Genomic DNA, 22,150 nt, shown 5'->3' on the forward strand with positions numbered 1-22,150 from the left:
CGGCGTCAGCTCCCAGGTTGTGTTCTCGGTGTCGAGAGTGGCGTCGAAGGGCGCGTGGTAGTGCAGGTCCAGGCCGGTTTCGAGTGTCCATGTGGATGTGGTGGCGTTGTGGCTGGTGGGTTCGAGCAGATCGACGGACAGGGTGGTGGCAGGGATTGCTGGGTGTGGAACAGCTGTCGTAGGTGACGGGCAGGCTGATGTCGTTGGGTCGGACCAGTTCGACGTACGAGTGCTGTTTCGTGGGCGGAAGTTGTTCGCGCCTGAGAAGTAGCCCGTTGGGCGCGAGGGAATAGCGGGCCGTGGCCAAGGGCTTAGGGTGTATCTCGGTTGTCCGACTGTCGCGTGTGGACATAGCTTTCCTCTGTGGAAGTGGTTCCGGTGCGCGTGCCGGAGCAGATGGCCGAGTCACGTCGGCAAGGAGGCATGAGGAGGAACGGCGCGCCTCCGTTGGCGTGTGAGAGGTATGGACCGCCGAGGTCGGACTGGACGGGGTGTCAGTGCCGCGGCGTGTAGGGGCGGTCGCTGAGTACGCGCCGGGTACGGCGGCCTTTGGCGATGCCGTCGCGGATGGTGGTCGTGAGTTCATGCCAGGTGAAGTCGTCGACGCCGAGGTGGCGACGGGCCGCTTCGGTGAGGTGGCGGGTGATCGCGTGGTCGGTGATCCAGCCGTTGGCGAGCAGTTCACCGAGCGCGGCCGCTGCCGCGTAGAGGGTGATGTGGCGCTGTCCCTTCTCGGCGGTAGCGACGTTGCGCGACTCGGCGGAGACGGCGGCGTTGACGTAGGCGACCACCCGCCTGCTGGTTTCCGGGAGCACCGGCGCGTGCAGCGGATGCGGTGATGGCGGTGGTGGTGTGAGAGCCGCGACGAGCCAGCCGGGGAGTTCGGCGATGGGGAGGTCTCGGACGATGGTGTAGGGGACCCCGTTGCGGCCGATGGAGCCTGGGGCGGTGACCGCGGCGCCGGGGCCTCGGGTGTCGGCGCGCCAGCCGAGGCCGCGTCCGCGGTCACCGATCGTGCTTCGAAGCGTGCTGTCTCGCGGGCGCCGGAAGTACCGGTGCTCGCCGCGCGGGGTTGCGACGATGAGGGTGTCGACGGGATCGCGTTGGCGGGCGCGTGCGGCGAGTAGGGCGATGACGTCGCGACCGTGCGCGACGCTGAGGTTCGCCCATTGGCCGGGGACGGGGCCGTGCGCCGCGTCGAGGTCGAGCACGAGCAGGCCGGAGGGGCCGCACGCGATCCCGACGTTGCTGTCGGGGAAGCGGGTCCACCAGCGGTGGATCGTGTCGGGGTCCAGGGTCGCGCGCTGTTCCCATCGCGTGATTGCTGGTCGTTTGCTTCTCGGTGCCTGTGGGAAGACCCGCCAGCCGCGTTGAATGGCGTCGAGCGCGGAGTCGTGAAGTGGCAGAGCCGTGGGAAGAACCAGAGAGCTGGATTCGGGTGTGGTCATCACGGTCACGGGTAGATGTCCTCGGGCGCGGGGTCGATGACCATGGCGGTGGCGTTATCGGTGCCGCCGAAGTACCTGGCGGCGATGGTGAGCTTGTGTGCGCAGCTACGTGAGTCGGTGAAGGTCCGGGCCGCGCGGGTAATGGAGCGCAGCGGGACCGGTTTGTGGATGCCGTCGCTGGTGAGGATGAGCCGCTGCCGGGGCCAGCAGGTGGTGGTGTGGCCCACGCTCGTGGCGGTGGCGGTGCCGACGGAGCTGGTGACGATGTGATCGGATCGCCGCGCGTAGGCCTCGAGTTCGTCGGGCCGGTCTTGGTAGGAGCCGGCCAGGGCGGTGCGCAGTTCCTGCCCGCGGGTGTGGTCGACGGTCAGCTGTACGCACTGGTCGGTGTCGGCGCGGTACTCGTAGGCGCGGCAGTCGCCTACCCAGGCGATGTCCCAGCCAGCACCGTCCGTGGCCGACAGGGGTGAGGCCACGACCATGACGGTGTCCTCGTCGGGGAGACCGGGGAGGGCGTCAGTGGCGGCGAGCAGTCCGGCGACAGCTCCGTCGCGGGCTGCGACTCGTGCGGCGGTCGCGGCCGCACGGGCCGCGGCCTCGGCGGGCAGCGGGTGATCGCCGATGCCGTCGGCTAGCGCCCACGCGTGGTCTTCGCTGTTGAGGGAGACGTGCACAGCGGTCGCGTCCGCTTGGTAGCGGCGGCTGCTGATGCGGGATGCCCAGCCGGGGTAGAAGACGTCGGTGTAGGCGGTGCGGCAGTGCCGACGGGCAAGGACTCGCGCGTCGTGCAGTGATTCGGCGCAGTCGGTCCAGCCGCAGCGGCAGACCGCGTGCGCCCAGTGCGGGCCCGCTGGTAGTTCAGTGTGCGGCCAGGCCGGATGATGCTGGGCGGAGAACGCCGACGTCGGATGGGCTTGCCGTGGGGAAGTTGTTCGAGGGAAGTGCATGACGGGCTCCGTTCGGCGGTCTACGGCAAGGCGCGGCGAGGGGTAGAGGTGGGGGCAGGCCGAAGCGGGGTGTGGACGCGAGGACGTCCACACCCCGCAGGAAACGCGGCGACGAGGGGAGGCCGCTACGCGGCAGCCTCACTGTCGGTGGACTCCGAGTCCTCCGCGGACGGGGCCAGAGACGAATCGGCGATGTCGCCGGACAGCTCGATCGCGGACGGGTCGATGACCTCGTCGTCGGGATCGCCGTCTTCGGCGTCGTCATCGTCACCACCGGCGGCGGCATTGGTGGCGTCGGAGTCCTCGCCGTCCCGGCTGTCGGTGACGTCCTCGGATTCGGGGTCGGGACCGATCTGCTCCGTGATGACGTCGTCTACCTGCTGGGGCTGCAGGACCCTCAGTTCGATCGAGGAGGGCTCGTAGCCCCAGCCCATCAGCGCGGTCAGGTACTCCTGGTTCTCCGGGTACGGGGTACGCCACGCATCGCGGTGCAGTTCTTCCTCCATCGCGCAGAGCGTGAGGAACACGTCGTAGCGGGTCGCCTTCGCCGCCTTCGCCGTGCTGATCAGCTCGGTCAGGGGCCTCCGGCCGGAGTCGCCGGTGTTCAGCAGTGTGTTCGCCAGCTTGTGGTTGCGCTCCATGGCGCGGCGCAGAGCGCGCCCGCCCTTAAGTTTCTGCGTCGCGAGAAACACCTGGGCGCCTTTGAGCGCCGCGGACTTCGAGGCGAACGCTGCCAGCCACTCGTGGCGCTTCTCGATGGCGCCGTCCCACTCCGCGTTGCTGTCCCGGACCCAGCGGAACCTGATGGAATTGGCGCGACGCTGCCACTCGGCGGCGGCGTGAGCGGCTCGGGCCGCGTCAAAAGCCGCGTCGTCGTCTTCGTTCTCGTCCTCGTCGTCGGTGTCGTACGGGGTGAAGTCGGAACGCCCGGCGGGCGCGTTGGACAGGGCGTGGTCGTGCTCCAGGAAGTCCGCGCAGCCGTACCGCGCGGCGATGACGGTGTGCCCGTCCTGGTAGTCCTCGTACAGCCAGGCGGCGTGTCCCGGGCAGTTGCTGTGCTGCTCGGCGGTGATCTCGCTGCCGGGCTCGCTGTCGGGGGTGAGGCGGAGGCGGTCGAGTGACCGCGCCGGCCCGGTGTCCGCGTCGATCGTGTCGTCGAGGATCGTGACCTTCGCGTCGGTCAGCTCGCGGGTGAGCTGCTCGGTCTGGGCCCGGACATGCTCGGCTTCGGCGTGCTTGCGGCGCTGGACGTCGGCGAAGACGCGGAAGTTGTTCGGCTCGGCGACGGCGAGCCGGATGAGTTCCTTCGCAGTGTCGATCTTGCCAAGGGCGTCGAATTCCGCGACGACGGCGGCCTGATCGAGAGTGAGGTCGTAGCGGTCGGTCGCGGCGCGGGCCAGGTTGCTGGCGCCGGCCTGAAGGACGTTCTCGACGTACTTCTTGCCGCCTTTGCGACGGCCGAGCTTCTGGGCGATGGTCGTGGGCTTGAGGTCGAATGCGGCCAGTTGCTGGAAGGCGCTGTACCTGTCGCCGAGCGTTAGGTCCTTACGGAGGTCGTTCTCGTTGATCTGGCCGATGATGCGGTGGATGGTGGTCTCGCGCTCGTCATCGAAGGGCGGCGCCTGCATCCACACAGGAACCTTGCAGCCGGCCTCCCGGGCGTTGAGCACCCGGCGCTGACCCATCGTGATGATCACCCTGCCGTCGTCGTCGCGGTAGCCCTTGACGGCCATGTCGACGCCCCGCTGCTTCATATCCTGGACAGTGGTGGGGTCAGTGTCTGCGTTCTCGGTCCGCACGTTGATGCCGATGACCACATCATCCGGATCGCACCAGACGATGGTGTCGTACTCGGCCTCCCGCTCCGCGCGCAGGACGCGCAACTCCTCCTCAGGGAGGGCGTCACTGGGAGCGGGCTCGTCGACGTCGATGGTCTCGGGAGCGACGACTTCTCCGGAGGTGATCACGGGCTCGTCAGCCTGGGCTTTGTCCTCATCGCGCTGGGCCGGGATTTCCACAGTGCTGGTCACTGGGGCTCCTTCACAGAATCCGACCGGTGACCGCTCGCAGCGGCCAACCGGCCCTCCGCCCGCGTGGATCTGACCCGATCCGTACTGGTGAGGATCGGGACGCGGGTGTCCCGGTCGGGACGCACTCGATCCAGCGGCGCCGCCTGCCGCGGGCGGAAGCCCGCCTTCCTGCGAAAGATGCCGCTCCAGCGGAAAGCGCGGGCTTGCGCCCGTGCCAGGCGCCGCTAGAGTGCGGCGTTCCGACCGGGAGCACCGGCGTGCCGGACACAGCCGCCCACTCCGCCTGCTCTTCTCGTAGTTCCTCGGAACCGTGGTTGATTCCGGCCGGGACGTGAGCGTCTGATCCCGCGGACCTCCGGCGTGCTGCCGGGATCTACTGCGGAAGCAAACAGGCCGCGCTGCCCGCTCATGGGATCGCCGACACAGGCCAGCTAGGTCCATAACAGGTTCTCGTCGCTAGCGCGGATGGCACGGCCGCGGAGGGTTCTCGCCCGGATTGAGCGTTGTCTGAATCTTCTGGTACCAATCCAGCGCGAAATGCAGGCAGTTGGACTCCGTGCGATGGCTCGGACCGCAGCCAGGGACGTACCGGCCTCGCCTGCTCCATGCCATCGAATCGGAGCTGGTGAGCGCAGTGCCGTAGCGGGTAAGCCCGGTGATCTTGATGCCGAAGCCGTGCAGATTAAGTCGTCGTGCGGCGAATGCGCGCACGACGCGTTCGACATCGGCGCTGCTCTGGCGCCGACACACCGAGCCGATTCCCACCAGTGGCTCTGCTGCCAGCGCGACACCGGCACGTTCGTAGAGGTCGGCGCATCGCTGGTAGTCCGATGGCGTCCAACCTTGCAGTGTGGGAAGCCAAGGCAGTTCGGGGGCGAGTTCGCGTAGACGAACGAAGTTGTCCACCGTGCGACGCTGATGCTCGCGGACTGTCAGGCCGGTCCGCCGGAGGATGTGGTGTTCACACATCCAGTCCTGGGCTGCGGCCCAGCTGAGCATGCCGATCTCGTCCGCGTAGCGGCGGACGGCCCGGACGTAGTCCTTGGGGCTGATGTGCCAGCGCCCGTGGAGTTGCAGTTCGGTGAAGCCACCGGAGTCGAGCGCCCATTCGGTGACGGCGCGCGGCAGTGTGCGGCGGGAACCGAGGCGGCGGTGCGACACGAGCAGAGGGACGTCCGGTATGCGGGTGAGCCAGATGGGCTGATGCGCGCCGAGGTAGAACTTCACGAGGGTGCCGGTCTTCGGCGCGCGAGGGAGAGCAGGGCGACCGCGGGGACGGTGGTGCTGGCTTTCCCGACGAGTTGTCCGGATAGCTGGTCGAGTGATCCGAAGGCCAGCGGAAGGAACAGCACGGAGTCGACAAGCAGGCCGGTCCCGTTCGACAAACCCACGGCTGCGAGCTTGTTCCGTCGCCGAAGCGGGGTGTAGACGGCGAGATCGGCGAGTTCGGAGGCGGCGAAGGCCGCGACGCTGGCCAAAGCGATGCGTGGTTCCGCCGTCAAACTGGATAGCGCCGCGCCGAGGGCGACGGCGAGCAGCGTTGTACGGGCACCGACGGCGTCCTGCAACAGATCCCGCATGGTGAAGACGAGTCCGGCCGCTAGTGCTCCGGCGGGCATCCGCAGGCCTGCGATCGTGACCGCGGGCCAGAGGGAGGTGGCCCAGTTCGAGATGGCGATCGGCACCACGTACCCGGCGAACAGGACCATGCAGGCGAAGGTGAACTTCGCGCTTCTGACGCCGCGGTCGCAGCGACGTCGCGTGGACACGGGCGGGGCACCACTGTGGCAGGGGTGGCGCGATGAGAGCGGCGGCAGATCGGAAGGTCTGCTCGGCGACGTTGTCGGTTGAAGGCGGGGGACCGGCGGGGGCGGGGAAACCGGGGCCCGAGCGTTAACCGGCGACGGCTGCCGTGGCGTGGTCACCGGCAGCCTTCGAGGCCTGTGTGGCGAGCAGGTCGGCGAGGGCTAGAGCGATGTCGGGGCGGGTGTCGATGCTCCACCGGACGACGTGTTCGCCCTTGCGCCACAGTGGTTGGATGACCTGAGCTGTCGCGAACAGTGGCTGCCCGAATCGTCCGATCCCGGTGGACTTCCCGTTCGGCTTGATGTCTGTTCCCAGCTTGAGTGCGACTGATTCGAGGACGCTGTGCAGATCGGTGGCGTCGCGGCGGCGACGGTCGGCGAGGTCGCGCGTGTCGTCGAAGAAGCGGATCACCTTGGGCACGAGGCGGCGTCGCAGATCCATTCCGACGTCGTGCGGCGGCCGTGTCGGGGAAACGGTGACGAGGGGGCGCACCGTTCCTGTGGGCTGGTGTGCGCGCAGGTCGCTGGACAGCCAGGTCTCGAACACGAGTCGTTGTCCGGTGGTTCGTTGTTCGAGAGAAACAGCAACGGAGCCGCCTTCTGGTCCTGACAGCGTGGCGAGTTCGCCGGTGCTGTGTGGAGGCGCGATGTGCCAGGGTGGTCCCAATACCTGGGCGACGTCGCGCAGATACTCGGTGAGCGCGACTGCGCTACTACCGCGTCGGTTGTTCATGTTTTGTCCTTCGATGGCTGTGGTGGCGATAGCGACTGCTATCGGTAGGCCGGTAGATGATGTGCGGCGACTCCGAGGAGTAGGTCCCCGCGTACACGACTCGTTGTCAGGTATCCGGTCCCGACTCGATTCGAGGTGGTGTTGCGCCCGCTCATCAGCATCGCCGTGGGCGAGTGAACACCGATTGCCATGTCCGCGGAAGGCGGCTAGCCAGGCTCAGCTGTCGACTTATCGGGTACCTGAGGGATATCGCCGCATCGGGAGAGCGCGTAGATCGTCTCGGCGAGGCTGAAGGCCAGTTCTTTGGTGGTGTGTATCGTCCACTCCACATCGGAGTTTGAGCGGATGCGTAGCTGGCCGCCGATCGGCGGCGAATAACGGCCTCCTCCAAAATCCATTGAGTCTTGATCGTGCGGGAACTGATGCGCCTTCGGAAGAATGCCTAGCAAGGTCTTGATCGTGTGCGACTTGTCGGCCTCGCGGAGCTCGTGGCGCACTTTTGCCGCAGCTGCGAAGACCATGCCCTCGCGGTACGCGGGAAGAAGACGTCGGGTGATGTCGCCCGCTATCCGGGCGGCAGTCTTGGCGGGGCTGACGGTGATGAGGTGCCGTGGCTCGTTGTGGCGCGTGAACTGGTAGGGGAGGGAGCCGTAGACCTCGATTCGATTCCGTGTCGCTGTTGTGGTTCCTGGCCGGATCTGTAGCTTCTCGCCGTCGGGACCGTGCAGGTAGGCGTCGGTTCCGTTGTCGTGTACGCCCTTTCCTGCCTTCCAGTCTCCTTCCAGGTGCTGGGCGATCTCGCGGGTCAGGATGGTCATGTCGGTCATCGTTTCCCCTTGCTGTGTAGGGCTTCTCGCGTCAGGATGCGAGGAAGGTGGCGACGAGTTTCATCGCGCCGTCCGCGTCACGCCTCATGCGCAGCAAGGGCGTAGTGCCCTGGCGGAGCGTGCACAGGTAGTGGTCGTCGTCCGGGACGATGTCGAGGTCGAAGAGGCCTCCGGCGGTGAGGTTCTGCCGGGTCCAGGTGTCTTTCGTGCGGGTGAATCCGTTGGCGCGCAGGACAAGGTCGAGCATGCTGGGAGCTCCGGACGAGTGAGGGTGGCCGCCGCGGTTGCGGAGGCCTAGGTGCGGTGGGAGTTGGTGGTGCTCGACATGGCGGTGTCGCGGGACCGCGCGCGGCGTTCGGAGCGTGCCGCGTCGACGCTGGCTTGCCAGTGGCTCCAGCGGCGGCCAGCCTGTTTGGCCTTGAAGTGTGCGATGTTGTTGGCCGGGATGCCTACAGGTGCTGGGCCGATGACGGCGAGGAGGTCCGAGGCGGACTGCGAGTTCCAGCCCGCGTCGTCGATGGCGGCCTCGTCGGCAAACACGTCGGCGACACGGTCGACGGCGGGATCGAGTGTGTGGTCCTGGGTGCCGCCGTAGGAGTAGACCCACCAGAAGTTCCGGGGTGGACGTGGCTCGACCAGTTCCCGGAACATCGCTACTTCCTTGGTGTAGGCGTAGAAGCGAGTTCGGGGGCGTGCCTCCATCACTTCGAGCCAGGCTGTGAGGTAGGCGCCGTCGAAGAAGTCTCCGCTGTCGTGGATTCTCACCCATGCGTCGGTGAACTTGGTGTGGGACAGTTCTTTCTGCATCGCCGTGATCCAGCCGGGAAGATCGTCCAGAATTAGGGCGAGGTTCTTCTGGTGGCGTGCTTTGACGTTCGGGAAGAGGTAAGTGCCGTTGCGGGCGTAGCATGCTTGTGCGCATACGCCTGCTGAAGGGCAGGTGTTGTAGTTGCGGCCATCAGGGAGCTTTCCCGCGAAGGCGGGAAGCGACCAGTTCCAGATTCCGAGCTTCTTCAGTTCGCTATTCTGACGCAGCAACGTCATCATGACCTCCGTCCTCATGCGACTCGATGCATGGGGAGGCCACACCAAGATCCTTCAATTCCACCGTACACCGATCTCGCGCAGCAGTGGATGCGGTTCGGTCTGCCGGTGGTTATGCCTCGTCCCAGGAAACCTCGCGGTGTGCGATGCTGGCGATCTGGTCACCTGCCAAGTCGAAGACGGCGGCGGTGGTGTCCTCGCCCAGTTCTTGGGTCAGGCGAGTCACGCTGAGGCGCACAATGTCGAGGGCGCGCTCGTGGTCGGTGCGCAGATGGATGACCACGGTCGGCTTCTCCGGGCCCGGCACCTTGAGCGCTCGTGCGAGCCAGGTGGGGATGCGTAGTTCCTGGGCGGCGGCCGTCTCGTCGGCGTCGACGTCGATGCCGAACTCATCGAACCAGATGTTGAGTGACTCGACGACGTCGCCGCCGTTCCAGCCATGTCCTTTGTCGAGCCACTTGAGGCGCGCGAACAAGTCCAGGACGGTGGCAGAAACAGCGAGTCCGTCGAGGTCCGACGAGACGGAGCCTGACCTAGCAGCGGATGCCGGGCATCCTTTCGGCTGGCTGGCGTGGATGCCGGCGAGTTCGTCGTAGATCGGGGTGCCGAGGTCTTCGCACGGAGTGGTCACGTCGCGCTCGCACTTGGCCATGGGGTGATTCCAATCTGGGTTGGTGGGGTTGAGTTGGCGAGGGGTGAGGCTGTCGGCGACGACAGATGTGGGGTGCTCGGTTAAGGCAGCGAATCTGAAGGAGAGAAACTCCGCGGCGGCTGATTCCTGCACGGGATCGGCGAGCTGGACGGGAGGAGTGCGGCTGTGAGTCGCCACGGGAACCAGGACCTGAAGCGTGGGCCGGTTAATCAGAGTGCACGGTCGTCAGACGTGGAGCGGCAAGAGACTGGGGAATTGGCCGTGTCGCTTCTCGTATGCCGCGAGGCGCGCGAACGCAGCCCCCAGTCGCTAGCGCGTTCGGACTGGTGCTCGTCGACGAAGACGTAGGAGAGGTCGTTGTGGACCTCTGGGTACACCGTGCGAGCCAGGTGCATGCACCGTCGGCGCATCGCGCCGCCAGCCGCGACCTCGCCTTGCGAGACGATGATCTATGATCTATGAGCTTGAGGCGGAGGCGAGGGAGCAGCCGCACACCTGACACAGCAGGTGCTGATCGGCTTCGTCGGGCCTGCCGGAGTTGAATGCGGACCACGCGACGTGATCACCGATTATGGGGGCCAGCCACGGAACCGGGCGGCCGTCGAAGACCTGCAGAGGCCAGCCGCCGGCAGGCTGGCCCTTCTCATTCACGACGTCTCCTGCCGAGATCCCGTCGCACGAGCATCGTGCGGTGAGGCAGGACACGTATTTCGTGTCGTATAAGTCCGCGTCGTACTGAAGTGTCAGCGGGCCAAGATAATCAGGACAAGACGGGAACGGATGCTGGCGTGATTCAGGAACGCTGTGAATCAAAGGAAGGCTGTCAGCGACGGCCCTCCTTCCACGCTGATCGGGTATGACCCGGTTGCCGACCGGGCTCAGTCGACACGTTCCCACTCCCAGGTGGCGCCAATCGGGTAGCGGCCGTCGTCGTCGGCCGTTATCCGGGCGGGCAGGTACCCGTCCTCGGCGATCCGCTGGAAGTCGAGCAGTACGATCGTGTCGCCGTCCCAGTAGGCGCGGTCGGTGCCTGCGGGGTATTTCCGGGCGGTGGCGTTCGTCCAGGCGACTACGATCTCGGCAACGGGGCGGCGGAAGCGCGGGCATCCGGCCCTGCTCCATCCGTGTCTGGAGGAGGCGAGCGCGGGGAACACGGGGTCTGTGCCGTCGATGTTGATCGTGACCAGGATTTCGTCGTCCTCGGCGACGAGCCGCGCGGTATCGGCCAGAAGCGCGGTTTCAGCGTGCTCGTCGGCGGGTGGAGTGTCAAGTACCCAGCTCCAGCCAGGTACACCGATGGCGTACCGGCCGTGATCGTCTGGTTTAACCTGCACCGGGTCGTGCTCGGGCGTGTCCAGCACTGTCAGTGTGTCGTTGTCGAACCTGGCGGTGCCCTGCCACGTGTCGGGGTCTTGCTCATGCACCATGTTGAGCCAGGAGGCGACGGCGATGGCTGTCTCGCGGCGGAACCTGGGCACGACGAAGGTGTTCCATCGTTCATCGTCGATCACTGCGGGAAACGCTGGTGCGTCGGGCGCGCACAACGCGACATACACCTCGCCGTCGGTGGCGGCGGGAATCGGTAGCGTGGACATCTCAGTTCCTTTCTTTCTCTTGTAGCCGGGTGAGAGCAGCGGCAGTCACCTGGTCGAATGCCATGCGGACGGGCGGATCCGTTTCAGCTGCGCGCGGCGCCGTTGATCCGATCGGCGCCCGGTGCCTCGTACGCTTCGACGACATCCGGCGGCATCTGGTCTGTGGTGCGGTGGCCGCGCAGCTTGTGCCAGGCGACGGTCCAGGTGGCCTCTTTCTCTCCCGGCCGTGGCGGTGGGAACAGCGGATTCGGCACCGTCACCGACTTCTTGTTGACCCGCCGTACCCGCATCCACATGCCGTTGCAGAGCACCCAGTCGCCTTTGGAGACGGTGTCCGGTCCGAGAGTGGGCGCCGTGCCCTCAGCCTGGAGTTGGGAGTAGACGCCCTTCCAGTAGTCGATGTGCTCGGTGAGGGTGGTGATTTCGCGTTGCAGGTAGGCTGCGCGCTCCTCGCCGGGGTGCTGGATTCCCCAGCGGTGCCGCGGTTGGCCGTGCTCGTCGGTCTCGGTCACCCAGCCCGGTTCGCCGTCGAGTTCGCGCTGAAGACGCCGGCGGTCGGCTTCCTGCTTCTCGATCCGGTTGGCCACGGTGATCGGGTTGTGGCGGGCACCCATGTGGTGCGACGCGGTTTCGGCTCGGCGCGCCAGCTCGTCGGCGTACTCGCCTTGCTTGATGGATTTGCCGAGGTTGTTCCACGCTCGCTCTCGACGGTTGCGGTCGGCGTTGTAGCTGTAGTGGTCGACCAGCAGTGGCTGGCCCATCGGGATGTTGTGGAAGACGTAGTCGGCTTTCGCCCGCGTGGCGTCGGCCTTGGCCTGGTGTCTCCCAGAGCGTTCGGTGAGCCGGTCGGCCCGGTTGTCCATCCGGTCGGCGAGATCGGTCTCCTGTTGTTCGACGCTGGGCATTGTGTCGTCGATGTCGCGTTCGACGGTGTAGCCCGCCTCGGTGAGAACGCGTTCGATGGCGTCGACGGCATACGGCTTGGACTGGCGATGTCGGGAGGATCGCAGCAGCCATGCCGTGGCGTAGCGGGACCAGGTCCATGACGGATGGGCCTTGAGCGCCACGTGCGCGGGGCTGTTTCGAGTGGTTCCCTCGATGGTGGTGCCGGACTCGTAGTCGTGGTGGATTGTCAGAGTTCCCAGGGACATGGCGATGCGCCTCCTTCAGTTCGTTTCGCGTGTGGTGCGGGCCGCCCTGTTCAGTCCGCCCGAATTCCGGGTGGGTCAGTGTTCTGGCCCCGACCCATGCGGGCGGCCCAGGCGGCGAGGGTGCGCGCGGCCTCGTGCGGTGTGTCGTAGGTGAGTTCCTCAGCGGCGGGAAGGTCGGGCCGGATGCTGCCGTCGGTGAGGTCTCGGGCGGTGTAGCGCTCGCGGTCCGTATCGGTGATGCGGCGGACGGTGCCGATGCCGAGTCCGTTGACCGTGATCGGCCATGCGTGGGTGAAGGCGAACCGCTCGTGCTCGGGGGCGGTGGCGCGGTGGTGTTCTGGCCAGCGGTACGCGGCCCACCAGTTGGTGACCGTGATGTCGATGACGCGGTCTCCGGCTTCGACGATGGAGATCACGAGGTCCCGCGCGGCGGTGGCGCCGATCAGGTCGGCCAGGCGGGCGTACGCGTCGCGGGCCGTGGTGAGTCGCGTGAGGATCGGTGCCGCCTCGCTGCGGAGGGCGTCCGCGTCCATCTGGGCGATTGCGTCGGTACGAGCGGCGTACGCGTCGCGGTCGGTCATCCCGGGTGTCCAGCGCGGGGCCGGCGCGTTGATGCAATCCAGGCACGTACTGCAGCGGTAAACGCTAGGCCTGGACACAGCAATGGAAATGCCCATGCCGATGTTGTTGCACCCTCGGGTGCCGCACTCGTCGCTGAGATCGCCTTTGCTCATGACCGTGGTGTCCTCTCTTGTTCGGACTCGGTTGTTCGGTCGGTGCGCGGGAATGTCCCCAGAAACGCAGCGACATGGGCGGCGTCGGCTGGAGCGACCGAGAAGGCGAACGCGACGCGTCCGCCGTTGCGGGGCACCGTGGCGGTGCCGGCCAGCGGACCCTGGTAGCGCACGATGGCTTCCTGCGGGTCGTGGCCGAGTGGGCTGGGACCGGGCGTGTGGACGGTCACGCCGAGCCGGTCCGCGATGGCGTGCGCGAGCCGGTCACGCGCGGCGACCTGGTCGTCGAGTCGTTGTTTCAGCTCGCGGGTTTCCGCGAGGGTGACCCGGTAGCTGGGCAACAGTCGCCGGGTGGTCTCGGCGGCGACGGTTTCGGGTGTCTTGGCCGGGGACACCGTGATTTTATGTGGTGGCAATGGGTTTCCGTGGCGGTGCCGGATAGTCGCCAGTGTGGCCGGGAGGCTGGCGGAGAGCCGAATCCGTGGTGTCTTCTCCCAGTCGGAGTAGAACACGTGAAGCTCTTCTCCGTCTGGGCCGATGAGGTACCGGTCGCGGTGACCGTGGTGGCCCAGTTCGACCGTCCATGTCCCGTCGAGCGCTTCCGCCATCGCTACCGCAAATGCCTGCATATCCATGGGTCTGTTTCCTTCCTGGCCGCTGATTGTGTGCGCCGGAATTGGCCGGGCGTCGGCTGTGGCCATCTCACGGCCACGGCACCCGCGCGGCGCATGGCCGCGCGGGCACCGAAGTTCCGACGGTTCTTGTCAGACCGAGGCCAGCACCTCGCCGAGCGTCGCTACGGTCTCCTGGTCGAGCGCGTCGGCTTTTCCGTCCACCGCGCGGGACATGTCGTGTTCGGCGCGGGATGCGCTGCGCGCGATCGCTTCGATTGGGGTGTAGGTGTTGATGACCTGCACCGCTCCCCGCGGTGCCGCGCCACGGGCTGACCCGGTTTGTCGGTGTTCCACGGCCGGTTGAGCGCGGCGCGCTCGTTCGTCGCGGTAGTGCTTGTGCGTCCCTCTTCCTCGGACAAACGTCGCGGTGTCACAGCCGACGCTGACTGTGCGGACGTGGGCGTTGCGATGGGGCCGTGCGTGGCCTTGCGGGCGGATCGTTCAGAGGTAGTGCGTCCGCAGCGGGATGTTCCGGCGGAAACTGCACAGTGAGGTCTGGCGAAGGGGGCGTCAGCGGGGACGTGCCTTGCTCGTCCGTTCGGGGAACGCCCTGGAAGATGCCCACGTGATAGGCGATCGCAACAGCGTGGGCCCGGTTGCTGGCCTTGAGCTTGAACAGAATGCTCTTAACATGGGTGCGGATGGTCTCGGTGGAGCGAAAGGTCTTCTCGGCGATCTCACGGTTCTCGAAGCCCCGGGCGATGTGCTGAAGGACTTCCAGTTCGGTTGGTGAAAGAGGCATTCTGTTCCGCATCGTTCGGCCCTTCGCTAAAGGGGCTGGCTGGTCGTCGCGGCGCGGTGCGACGACCAGCCAGCCGAGCCGGGGCGCGGCACGTTAGGGGGACGTGCGCGGCTCGGGACCCGGCTTATTCGGGTGGCTTTGGTTGGCGCTCTCGGTTCGTGTAGCCGAGTTGCGGTGAGCGGTGTGGGTCGGTCGGCGTGGCCTGGATCAGGAACAGGGTGAGGTGATCAATCGGTGAAGATTCCCGTGTCCCGTTCGTGGGGTTCGGATCGTGTGAAAGGACCCCAGCGCGTCGCTGTGACACCACGGACACCGCCTTGGTAGGTGTGCGAGGTGGACGAAGCGGTCTCTAAGCAGGCGCACCTGCGGCGGCCTGTCGACGTAAGGGGCTAGATACTCCGCGGACGGCCGCCGCAGGTGGGTCTGCTTGAATGCCGTGTCCACCTCGTACACGCACGAGGCGCTAACCCTGCCCCTAAATCTTTTGTGGCGTACCCGAGGTGACCGAACGCTTCTCAAGTTGTTGCGCGCGACGCCAAGCGGAGTCTGCATGGGTACCGCACTGCTCAGCCGGGGCGGTTGCTGGACTCGACCCTACTGTCGGGCAACGGCGAGTCGGCGGCGTCGGTCTCGTGGCCGTTCGCCAAGACTTAGGACCCGCATACAGCGGGCGAGGTCGCCTTCGTCGACCAGCGCGCTGGGATGAACTCCGGCCATGCCGGCTTCCGCGCGTAGTTGCTGCAAGGGAAGTGGTGAAGTCCGGCCGCGGTGCTGACGTTTGAGGATCGCGACGTCGCCGTGTTCGGCTCGGAACCGTTGCTCCTGCTGGTCGTACCACTGAAAGCGGTCGGGGAACTCGCGCAATGCGCGGTGCCAGTGTGCTTGCCCTCCTCGGATGCACAGGCCACGCAGTTGTTGTGCGGGAATCCAAGCCGGTACAGCCGGGGCGGGGTCAGCCCGCTCGCGCGGCACCAAGCGAGAAGGTCGTATTTGGTGGCAGATGTGTGGTGTAGCAACGGGAATTCGACGCTCCAGGGCTTCCAGTCAGCCACGATCCCAGGAGCCCGGCGGAGTTCGGATGGTTCGAGGCCGACGTAGAGGACGGTGTTCGCCGGATCGAAATGGTCGTCCAGCCATCGCCTGCACGGAAGCTGTTTCAGGGCACGGGAACACGGCGCGATCCGAGCGTTTCCGAGAAACCGGCGGTCCCTGAACAACTCGAAAGGGGTCCGGCCGTCGCAGACTCGTGTGATGGGGATTCCCAGCCTTTCTGATGCGTCGGCATTGAACCGGTACAGATCACTGTCTTCAATCAACACGTCAGCAAAACCTCCGAGAGTTCGGAATTTCTGAAGTGTCTTCATCGTGAACTCCACGTATTTCGTGGGTCTGCGTGAGGTTTGGGCGTGAGTTAGCTGTCGACTTCGAGACTGGTCTCGAGGAGCTGTCGGGCGGCGCGGGCGTAGCGCACGGCGGTGTTCTCGGCGATACCGAACACCGCGGCGAGGTGCAGCGGGTCGGGACCGTGGGTGAGAGCTTCCTCGAGTTGGCGGTCCATGCGGAGTTGCGTTGCTGTGGCGCCGATAGCGCGGAACTCGTTGTTAAGCCAGTAGGTACTTGGTGGCGCGAGGTCGTGACCGCGCCGTTCGGTGAGCAGCAGATGGGGATTGCTGGTCCTGGGCCAACGAGACTGGCGGTGGTGGAGGTAGTCGACGAGCAGTTGATGGGTGAGGTCATCGAGGTAGCGGGTGTGACCGCCGATGGTGAGGCGCCGGTTGGGGAGGTCGACGTCATCGAGCAGAATCTTGTGCAGGTGCATTGGTCGGGCCGCGTGAATCGCTGTGAGCGCCACGAGCAGGCGTCGCATCGGGGTCATGCTTGCTCGGGCAATGCGCTGCAGCTGCTGGTCGGGGATGCGGCGAGGGAGCCTGGCACCGTCGATTCCGGGTTTGATCCCCGCCGTTGGGTTGGTGAAGGTGATGCGGTTGCGGTGGGCGAAGCCGAAGAGGGAGCGTAGGGCGACCAGAGTGCGCTTGCGCTTGAGGCCGGCCAGCTGAGGCAACCGGGCGCGGATGTCGTCGGAGGTGATTTCCCGGAGGTGGTTGCGGTCGGCGGACCATGCCACGAGGTGTGGGTATACGTCACGGAGGTAGTTGCGGACGGTGCCGTCGGTGTGAACCTTCGTCCGTTGCTGCCCGGTGCGCAGGGCGGTCGCCCACGTTCGAACCTCTCCGGCGATGCCGGGTGCGAGGGTGCTGAGCTTGCTGTTGATCCAGGCGTCGAGCGTGTCGGGCCGGTCATCGTGGAGTAGGTCGAGCTCGGCGAGCACTTCGGCGGTGCGGGAGACGTTCACGCTTCGGTAGTCCAGCGGGATGATCTCGGAGTATCGGATGTGGTCGCCGGGGATGTGCTGAGACAACAGGATGACGAGGCCGCGGTCGACCTCGGTGGCGAGCCAGTGTGACCAGCCGTAGGTTTCACCGCGTCGCTGTGCCGTTCGGCGTGCGGCGATCAATGCGGGATTCGCGGGGTTCGATAGCCGGCGGGTGGAGAACCGTGTGAAGTCCCGGGGGCAGTTCAGGAGTGCAAGCTGGCCGGGCGATTCTGCGTGGCCGGTCTCCGAGGATGGCGTGTCGGCCACTGGCGGGGTGGATGGCGGCTCGGGCGGTGGTCATGCCTGCGAAGAACAGCTGCCAGCCGGACAGCTCGACACCGTCGGGTATGGGACCGCGGATGCGCTGCTGTCCGATGTGGATCGCTGCCTGGTGTCGACACAGCCGACAGAAGCCGTAGCGCAACGGAACGTCACGGCTGCAGCCCAAGCAGGGTGCTGAGGTCCGTGCGCCCCAGGTGATGCAGGGACCGCAGACGCGGCGCGGCGCGTGGACACCCCATGCCAAGCAGCGGATGCAGCCGGCCGCGACCGGCGAGTGATCGGAGGTCACCGAGGCGGCAGCGAGCGTCCGGACTGCGGCCGCGGCGTCGGCGAGTTCGTGCCTGTCGCCGACACGGCCGACGTCGCCGAGGTGTCCGCCGCTGCGGCCCCGACCGGTTCGGGCAGGAGCAGTTCCTCGACGCCGCAGTCGAGGACCGTGCAGAAGACATCGAGATCGGTGAGTTTGATGCTGGCCGGGTTGCCCGACCACAGACCGGACATCTTCCCCGCACTGATGACCAGGCCATGCTCGGCCAGCATGCGTTGGAGCTCGCTGGCCTTCCAGATACCGCGGTTCGCCGCGGCAAGCCGCAAGTTCCACTTCATGACAACAACCCCTCCAGCCGACGTGCGGCCCTTTCCTGACCTGCGATCCAGGCGTCTTCGACGTGGGTCGCCAAGACGTGCACGTAGCGCATGGTCGTCGTGATCCAGCGGTGTCCCAACAGCTCCTGCACCGCGAGCAGGTCCATGCCGCTTCCGTAGAGCTGGGAGCGCAGTAGTGGCGTAGCGCGTGCGGTGTGAGCCGGCCGGTCCAGTCCGGAAGGTGGCGCTCGACGGCTTTGGCCACCGCGAGCCGCACCCCGCCGGCGCTGATCCGCTTGCAGCTTCCGTCGCTGTTACGCCGCTCTGACGGGAACAGTGGCGCGCCGGGGCGTGAGTGGTCGTCATCGAAGTGCCCCCAGACGTCCTCGATGAACCACCGCAACACGGCATCGGAGCCGTTGATGAGAGGCACCATGCGTTCGCGCGGGCCGCTGGCACGACTTCCCTTGCCGAATCGGACGTGCAGCTTCCCGAACCGGCCCAGTTCCCAGTGGATGTCGGCCAGGTCGAGCTTGCAGAGCTCGTTGATGCGCAGGCCGAGGTCGGCCATGATCCGCGCCGCCGCGTAGTTTCTCGCGGTGGTGGCATACTTGCGACAGGTGGCCATCTCCGCGCGCCACCCCGCGAACAGGGCGTCGACCTCCGCTTCGCACGGCGGGATACGGATCCCGATCTCGTTCCGGCCACGCGGCCGGTTGATGTCGTCCAGTGGACTGCCAACGACACGCCCGCAGAGGGCATGCAGCTCGGCTCGGAACCTCAGCTCGAGGAACGCGAAGAATGTGCTCAGCGACTGCGCGCGCGCCAACCGCAGGCCCTGAGAGCCGTTGCGGAGGAAGTCGCCGAAGTATCGGTCGGCGTCCGCTGCCTCCATCTCCCACAGCGGCCTGCCGAACCAGTCGCGAACCTGTTCCAGATGCGACATATCGCAGTAGACGGTCTTGTCCGCCAGTCCGGCGGAGGCCCGGGCCAGTACGAAGCCGGACAGTACGTCGGTCTCGAACGCCTCGATTTCTTCCGCAGTCGCGGGCGGCCGGATCTCGTGAAGATCGCGAACCACGGCAAGCGCCATGCCTCACCTCCCTGAGTTCAGCCTGCCAACACCATCCACGGTGAGATCGACACAACTTCAGGAAATCTGAAGAATGATCACCCGAACGAGATGCGCGTGCCGGCACACGAAGGCGCAGGTCGCACGCCATGCAGCGTCGAGGCCGCGCCTGCAGGACAGAAGGAACTGCCGTGCTATCTGGTAAGAGCAGGGTGACTTCGTCGTCGGGGTGTTGTCTCACAACGAGCTCGGCTGTGGCCCAGGAGTCGATGCCGCCTGACCATTGAATGACCCGATGCATAGGACCGTCGTCTTTCGTGGATGGCGCACTGAGGTGGTGCGGTGGGACCGGGCATCCGCTACGCGGCGGCTCAGCGAGGCCGAGCCATAAGACCACGAAAAGTAGTGACGACAGGACTCCGTGTAGTACTTCAATAGATCGTCTGAAAAAGTTGACGATGAGGGGAGTTCTCGGCACACTGGAGCCCAGAAGGTCGTTACGGAGTTACCCGTTCGGGACGGTGCTCCAGGCCTTCGAAGCGGCGCCTCCTCTACCCCCTGGTAGGCGCCGTAGTCCGGGAGGCGGTTCCAGGGGAGGGCGCCGTCTTCCGGACTCCCTATCCCTCTTGTCATTTCATATGGCGTTGGCGCTGTGCGTGACCGACAAAGCGGTCATTGCCGTGTTTTGTTTCGTCCTCGGTCCCTCCCCGTATTCAGTCATCTCTTGGGAGGAATTGCTATGGGCAACGGTTCTCGTAATCTGCGAGCTGCGCGGGTTGTCGCGACGGTCTCGGCGGCGGGGGCGCTGGCGTGCGGAGTTACTTCACTCGCTGCGCCTGGGGCGGCGGCAGCGGAGAAGCCTGTCGGTGTGGTCGCGGTGTCGGATTCTTCGGCGGAGGTCAGCGGAAAGGCGGCGAAGTCTCTGGCTGCCGAGGCGACGGTCGCTGGTATGCAGTCGCGCTACCAGTGCATCACGCGGGACAACACGCCACTGTGGTATCACGGCGCGATCTTGAGGTGGTCCAACGCTGGGCAGGGGCTTTATGACCTGATGGACTTCGGTGGGCAGCGCATCTGGGCCAGGCTCTGGGGCGGCGGTGGGACGTCATACCAGATCGACAGATGGAATGTCGGTTGGTGCGGCTGACTGCAAGCTCCGGTCCGTCCAAACGTGGAAGTTGCCGTGCTTGGCTCCTCTCCAGATCGATGGTGAGGAGCCTGTTGTCCGGCATTGAGGATGAGGATGTTGGCGGCGTTCGCGGTGAGCATGTCCGGAGATGAATCGACCCCGCCGAGCTGGTGCTGGGCGGGGTCGTGGTGTTCAGGGTGTCGGGGTGGTGCTCACTCTGCCGTGACTTCGGTGGCCGCGATGCGGGCGGAGGATTCGTCGACGATGGTCTTGTCGTCGGCGAACGCGGCAACGAGGGCCTGGAGAGCGAGGTTGTTGACCGCGAGGGGATAGCCACGGCTGGTCTGGTGGATCAGCGCGGCCGCGTCGTCGGAGAACAGGGTGTCGGATCGTCCGGCGAGGCCGAGGTGGTGGCGCAGGTAGCTGCCGGTTTCCTCGGATGTCATGGGTGGCATGGTGTAGCGCATCCCGATGCGCTGGTCCAGCGCGGCGAGGGCGCCCATTTTCATGCGACGGCGCAGGGTGGGCTGGCCGACGAGCAGGCAGGCGAACGGGCTGGTGGAGTCCATGTCGTGGTTGGTGAGCATGCGGATCGACTCCAGCTGGGCCTGATCGAGCAGGTGGGCAGCCTCATCGACGATTAGGACGGGGGTGCGGCCGCGTTCGTCCTGTTCGGTGGCCAGCGCGTCCGCGGTCTGTGGGACGAGGGTGGCGTGGTGGACGAGGGGCCGCGCGCCGAGGGCGGCGACGATCTGGTGGTGGATGCCGCGGACCCCGACGGTCGGGTTGGGCAGATAGAGGATCGTGTATCGGGAGTTGTCCAAACTCGACAGTGCGGCGCGGACGGCGACCGTTTTGCCGGCGCCGACTTCGCCGGTGATCACGCCGATGCGGCGTTCGGCGACGCACCAGCTGATCCGGTGGTAATGCTGTAGGCGCTGAGATGGTTGGCGGGCAGGCCCCTGCGCGCCTATAGGTTTCACTGCGGATCGAGGACGCTGCCCGCCGATCCCGGCCGTCCGCCGATGATGTTCTTCTCCCAAAGCTCGCCGAGTGAGTATTCGTCGAGCCAGGGTTGCAGCGCGGCCTTGTTGGGCCGGGTGAAGACCGAGTCGCCGTCACGTAGCTCGACGACGATGAGGTCTTCCGCGGAGAACTGGTTCATCAAGGTCACCGACTGGGTCGCGATCAAGACCTGACTGCGCGTGGAAGCGACCCGGAGCATGTCGGCGAGCTGGACGATGGCGAACGGGTGCAGACCGAGCTCTGGTTCGTCGAGCATGACGAGCGCGGGAATTTCCGGCTGAAGCAACAACGTGACCAGGCAGACGAAACGCAGCGTTCCGTCGGACATCTGGTTCGCCGAGAAAACGGTTTCGGAGTTCTGCCGCTGCCAGCGCAGCAACACGCGGTCGGTGCTGTCCGGCTGGAGAACGAAGTCACGGAAGAACGGGGCGACCAGCCGGATCGCGCCGACGATCCGGCGATAAGCGACCTTGTCCGCCCGGTTCTCGCTGTCCCGGAGCCGCAGCAGGACCGCGGCGATGTTGCCCGCGTCCGCGCGCAGAGCCAGGTTGTCCGCGGTCGGGGACAGGCGCTTCACCGGAGCATCGACGCTCGTGTCATGGAAGTGATACACGCGGCAGCCTTGAAGCAACTCGATGATGTGCGATGCCACCGAACTGCTTCCGCGCTCCTCGACGACGTCGTTGAGGCGACTTTCCCGGTGCCCTCGTCCGATCGATTTCGTCCAGGGCTGTTCATGGCCGGGACCGTGATACGAAATCACTTCTTCGTCGAAGATCAGTTCTTCACCCGGTGCCGCCGCCAAATGGGCCTGGTAGCTGTTGGGCGGCGCCTCCAGCTTGAGGCTGATCCGCAGGGTGTCCGCGGCGTCGCTGATCAGCGCCGACGCGCCACCGTTGCGTCCCACGAACAGGTTCAGCAGGTCTTCGCTGATCCTGCCCAAGAGCTCGAAGGCGTGGACGAAGTTGCTCTTGCCCGCGCCGTTCGCGCCGATGAGCACGTTCATCGCGCCCAGTTCGACGCGCGCCGAACGGATCGAGGTGAACCCCTCGATCTCGATCGACGTCAGCCGCTGTTGGGTCATGTGCACAGCTTAGGCAGAGCAGTCATCGTCGAGGTCAGGTGCCAACCGAACTGGGGACGCGGCCTGTCAGCGGATGGTCGGCCACGGCCTTCTGTGAGAGATGCAACTTGGCTCGTTCTGGATTTGACAAAGTTGCAGGTAGAACGGACGATCGCACAGAAGTTCGATGTTGGTGCTGTCTCCCCACGGCTCCTCTGGTGTGTCGTGGAGTGGTCG

Annotated in this window: 20 protein-coding genes and 2 pseudogenes; 1 reads left to right on the plus strand and 21 read right to left on the minus strand. The window is 66.1% G+C overall.

From position 1 onward, the window contains the following. Positions 1 to 494: 494 nt before the first annotated feature. From ACOCEP_RS27710 to ACOCEP_RS27800, 19 genes and pseudogenes are all read right to left on the minus strand, one after another. A complete protein-coding gene (locus ACOCEP_RS27710; RefSeq protein ID WP_482331965.1) occupies positions 495 to 1,448 on the minus strand; it encodes a bifunctional DNA primase/polymerase in 954 nt (317 codons plus the stop codon). Positions 1,449 to 1,453: 5 nt separating this feature from the next. After that, positions 1,454 to 2,395 carry a PP2C family protein-serine/threonine phosphatase gene (locus tag ACOCEP_RS27715; protein ID WP_482331966.1) on the minus strand — a complete coding sequence of 314 codons (942 nt, stop codon included), beginning with the start codon at positions 2,393 to 2,395 and terminating at the stop codon, positions 1,454 to 1,456. A gap of 125 nt (positions 2,396 to 2,520) precedes the next feature. Continuing rightward, on the minus strand, positions 2,521 to 4,425 hold the full coding sequence (locus tag ACOCEP_RS27720; RefSeq protein ID WP_482331967.1) for a hypothetical protein: 1,905 nt from the start codon (positions 4,423 to 4,425) through the stop codon (positions 2,521 to 2,523). Positions 4,426 to 4,881: 456 nt separating this feature from the next. Beyond that, positions 4,882 to 5,652 carry a deazapurine DNA modification protein DpdA family protein gene (locus tag ACOCEP_RS27725; RefSeq protein ID WP_482331968.1) on the minus strand — a complete coding sequence of 257 codons (771 nt, stop codon included), beginning with the start codon at positions 5,650 to 5,652 and terminating at the stop codon, positions 4,882 to 4,884. Continuing rightward, a complete protein-coding gene (locus ACOCEP_RS27730) occupies positions 5,649 to 6,194 on the minus strand; it encodes a VUT family protein (RefSeq protein WP_482331969.1) in 546 nt (181 codons plus the stop codon). Before ACOCEP_RS27730 ends, ACOCEP_RS27725 begins: the two co-directional genes overlap by 4 nt. 124 nt (positions 6,195 to 6,318) lie before the next feature. Continuing rightward, on the minus strand, positions 6,319 to 6,963 hold the full coding sequence (locus ACOCEP_RS27735) for a hypothetical protein (protein ID WP_482331970.1): 645 nt from the start codon (positions 6,961 to 6,963) through the stop codon (positions 6,319 to 6,321). A 206-nt stretch (positions 6,964 to 7,169) separates the two neighbouring features. Beyond that, positions 7,170 to 7,790: a hypothetical protein gene (locus ACOCEP_RS27740; RefSeq protein ID WP_482331971.1), complete on the minus strand. Its 621-nt coding sequence runs from the start codon at positions 7,788 to 7,790 to the stop codon at positions 7,170 to 7,172. Between the two features lie 31 nt (positions 7,791 to 7,821). Then, on the minus strand, positions 7,822 to 8,037 hold the full coding sequence (locus ACOCEP_RS27745; protein WP_482331972.1) for a hypothetical protein: 216 nt from the start codon (positions 8,035 to 8,037) through the stop codon (positions 7,822 to 7,824). A gap of 47 nt (positions 8,038 to 8,084) precedes the next feature. After that, a complete protein-coding gene (locus tag ACOCEP_RS27750; RefSeq protein WP_482339835.1) occupies positions 8,085 to 8,834 on the minus strand; it encodes a GP88 family protein in 750 nt (249 codons plus the stop codon). A gap of 112 nt (positions 8,835 to 8,946) precedes the next feature. Further along, the gene (locus ACOCEP_RS27755; RefSeq protein ID WP_482331973.1) at positions 8,947 to 9,663 is read right to left on the minus strand and encodes a hypothetical protein; all 717 of its coding nucleotides are present in this window, start codon (positions 9,661 to 9,663) and stop codon (positions 8,947 to 8,949) included. 701 nt (positions 9,664 to 10,364) lie between these two features. Next, positions 10,365 to 11,081 (minus strand): hypothetical protein, encoded by a 717-nt coding sequence (locus ACOCEP_RS27760; RefSeq protein ID WP_482331975.1) that lies wholly within the window; start codon positions 11,079 to 11,081, stop codon positions 10,365 to 10,367. Between the two features lie 593 nt (positions 11,082 to 11,674). Beyond that, positions 11,675 to 12,232: pseudogene (locus ACOCEP_RS27765) on the minus strand (DUF3560 domain-containing protein); the annotation flags it as partial. Between the two features lie 50 nt (positions 12,233 to 12,282). Further along, on the minus strand, positions 12,283 to 12,966 hold the full coding sequence (locus tag ACOCEP_RS27770) for a hypothetical protein (protein ID WP_482331976.1): 684 nt from the start codon (positions 12,964 to 12,966) through the stop codon (positions 12,283 to 12,285). Then, positions 12,963 to 13,601 (minus strand): hypothetical protein, encoded by a 639-nt coding sequence (locus ACOCEP_RS27775; protein WP_482331977.1) that lies wholly within the window; start codon positions 13,599 to 13,601, stop codon positions 12,963 to 12,965. Before ACOCEP_RS27775 ends, ACOCEP_RS27770 begins: the two co-directional genes overlap by 4 nt. A gap of 129 nt (positions 13,602 to 13,730) precedes the next feature. Next, positions 13,731 to 13,883 (minus strand): hypothetical protein, encoded by a 153-nt coding sequence (locus tag ACOCEP_RS27780; protein WP_482331978.1) that lies wholly within the window; start codon positions 13,881 to 13,883, stop codon positions 13,731 to 13,733. 127 nt (positions 13,884 to 14,010) lie between these two features. After that, positions 14,011 to 14,394 carry a response regulator transcription factor gene (locus ACOCEP_RS27785; RefSeq protein WP_482331979.1) on the minus strand — a complete coding sequence of 128 codons (384 nt, stop codon included), beginning with the start codon at positions 14,392 to 14,394 and terminating at the stop codon, positions 14,011 to 14,013. Between the two features lie 1,399 nt (positions 14,395 to 15,793). After that, positions 15,794 to 17,023, minus strand: coding sequence for an integrase (locus tag ACOCEP_RS27790; protein WP_482331981.1), 1,230 nt, complete (start codon positions 17,021 to 17,023; stop codon positions 15,794 to 15,796). Positions 17,024 to 17,323: 300 nt separating this feature from the next. Continuing rightward, the gene (locus tag ACOCEP_RS27795; protein ID WP_482331982.1) at positions 17,324 to 17,644 is read right to left on the minus strand and encodes a helix-turn-helix domain-containing protein; all 321 of its coding nucleotides are present in this window, start codon (positions 17,642 to 17,644) and stop codon (positions 17,324 to 17,326) included. Further along, positions 17,641 to 18,716 (minus strand): annotated as a pseudogene (locus ACOCEP_RS27800) (tyrosine-type recombinase/integrase). The gene ACOCEP_RS27795 and the pseudogene ACOCEP_RS27800 overlap by 4 nt, the downstream one beginning before the upstream one ends. Positions 18,717 to 19,434: 718 nt before the next feature. On the opposite strand from ACOCEP_RS27800, the gene ACOCEP_RS27805 reads away from it, so the two are divergent. Further along, on the plus strand, positions 19,435 to 19,842 hold the full coding sequence (locus ACOCEP_RS27805; protein ID WP_482331983.1) for a hypothetical protein: 408 nt from the start codon (positions 19,435 to 19,437) through the stop codon (positions 19,840 to 19,842). A gap of 194 nt (positions 19,843 to 20,036) precedes the next feature. Here ACOCEP_RS27805 and ACOCEP_RS27810 read toward each other — a convergent pair whose 3' ends face one another. Together ACOCEP_RS27810 and ACOCEP_RS27815 are read right to left on the minus strand one after the other, a co-directional pair. Next, positions 20,037 to 20,807 (minus strand): ExeA family protein, encoded by a 771-nt coding sequence (locus tag ACOCEP_RS27810; protein ID WP_482331984.1) that lies wholly within the window; start codon positions 20,805 to 20,807, stop codon positions 20,037 to 20,039. Continuing rightward, positions 20,804 to 21,934, minus strand: coding sequence for an AAA family ATPase (locus ACOCEP_RS27815; protein ID WP_482331986.1), 1,131 nt, complete (start codon positions 21,932 to 21,934; stop codon positions 20,804 to 20,806). Before ACOCEP_RS27815 ends, ACOCEP_RS27810 begins: the two co-directional genes overlap by 4 nt. Positions 21,935 to 22,150: the final 216 nt, after the last annotated feature.

Source organism: Amycolatopsis sp. CA-211722 (assembly GCF_056828465.1).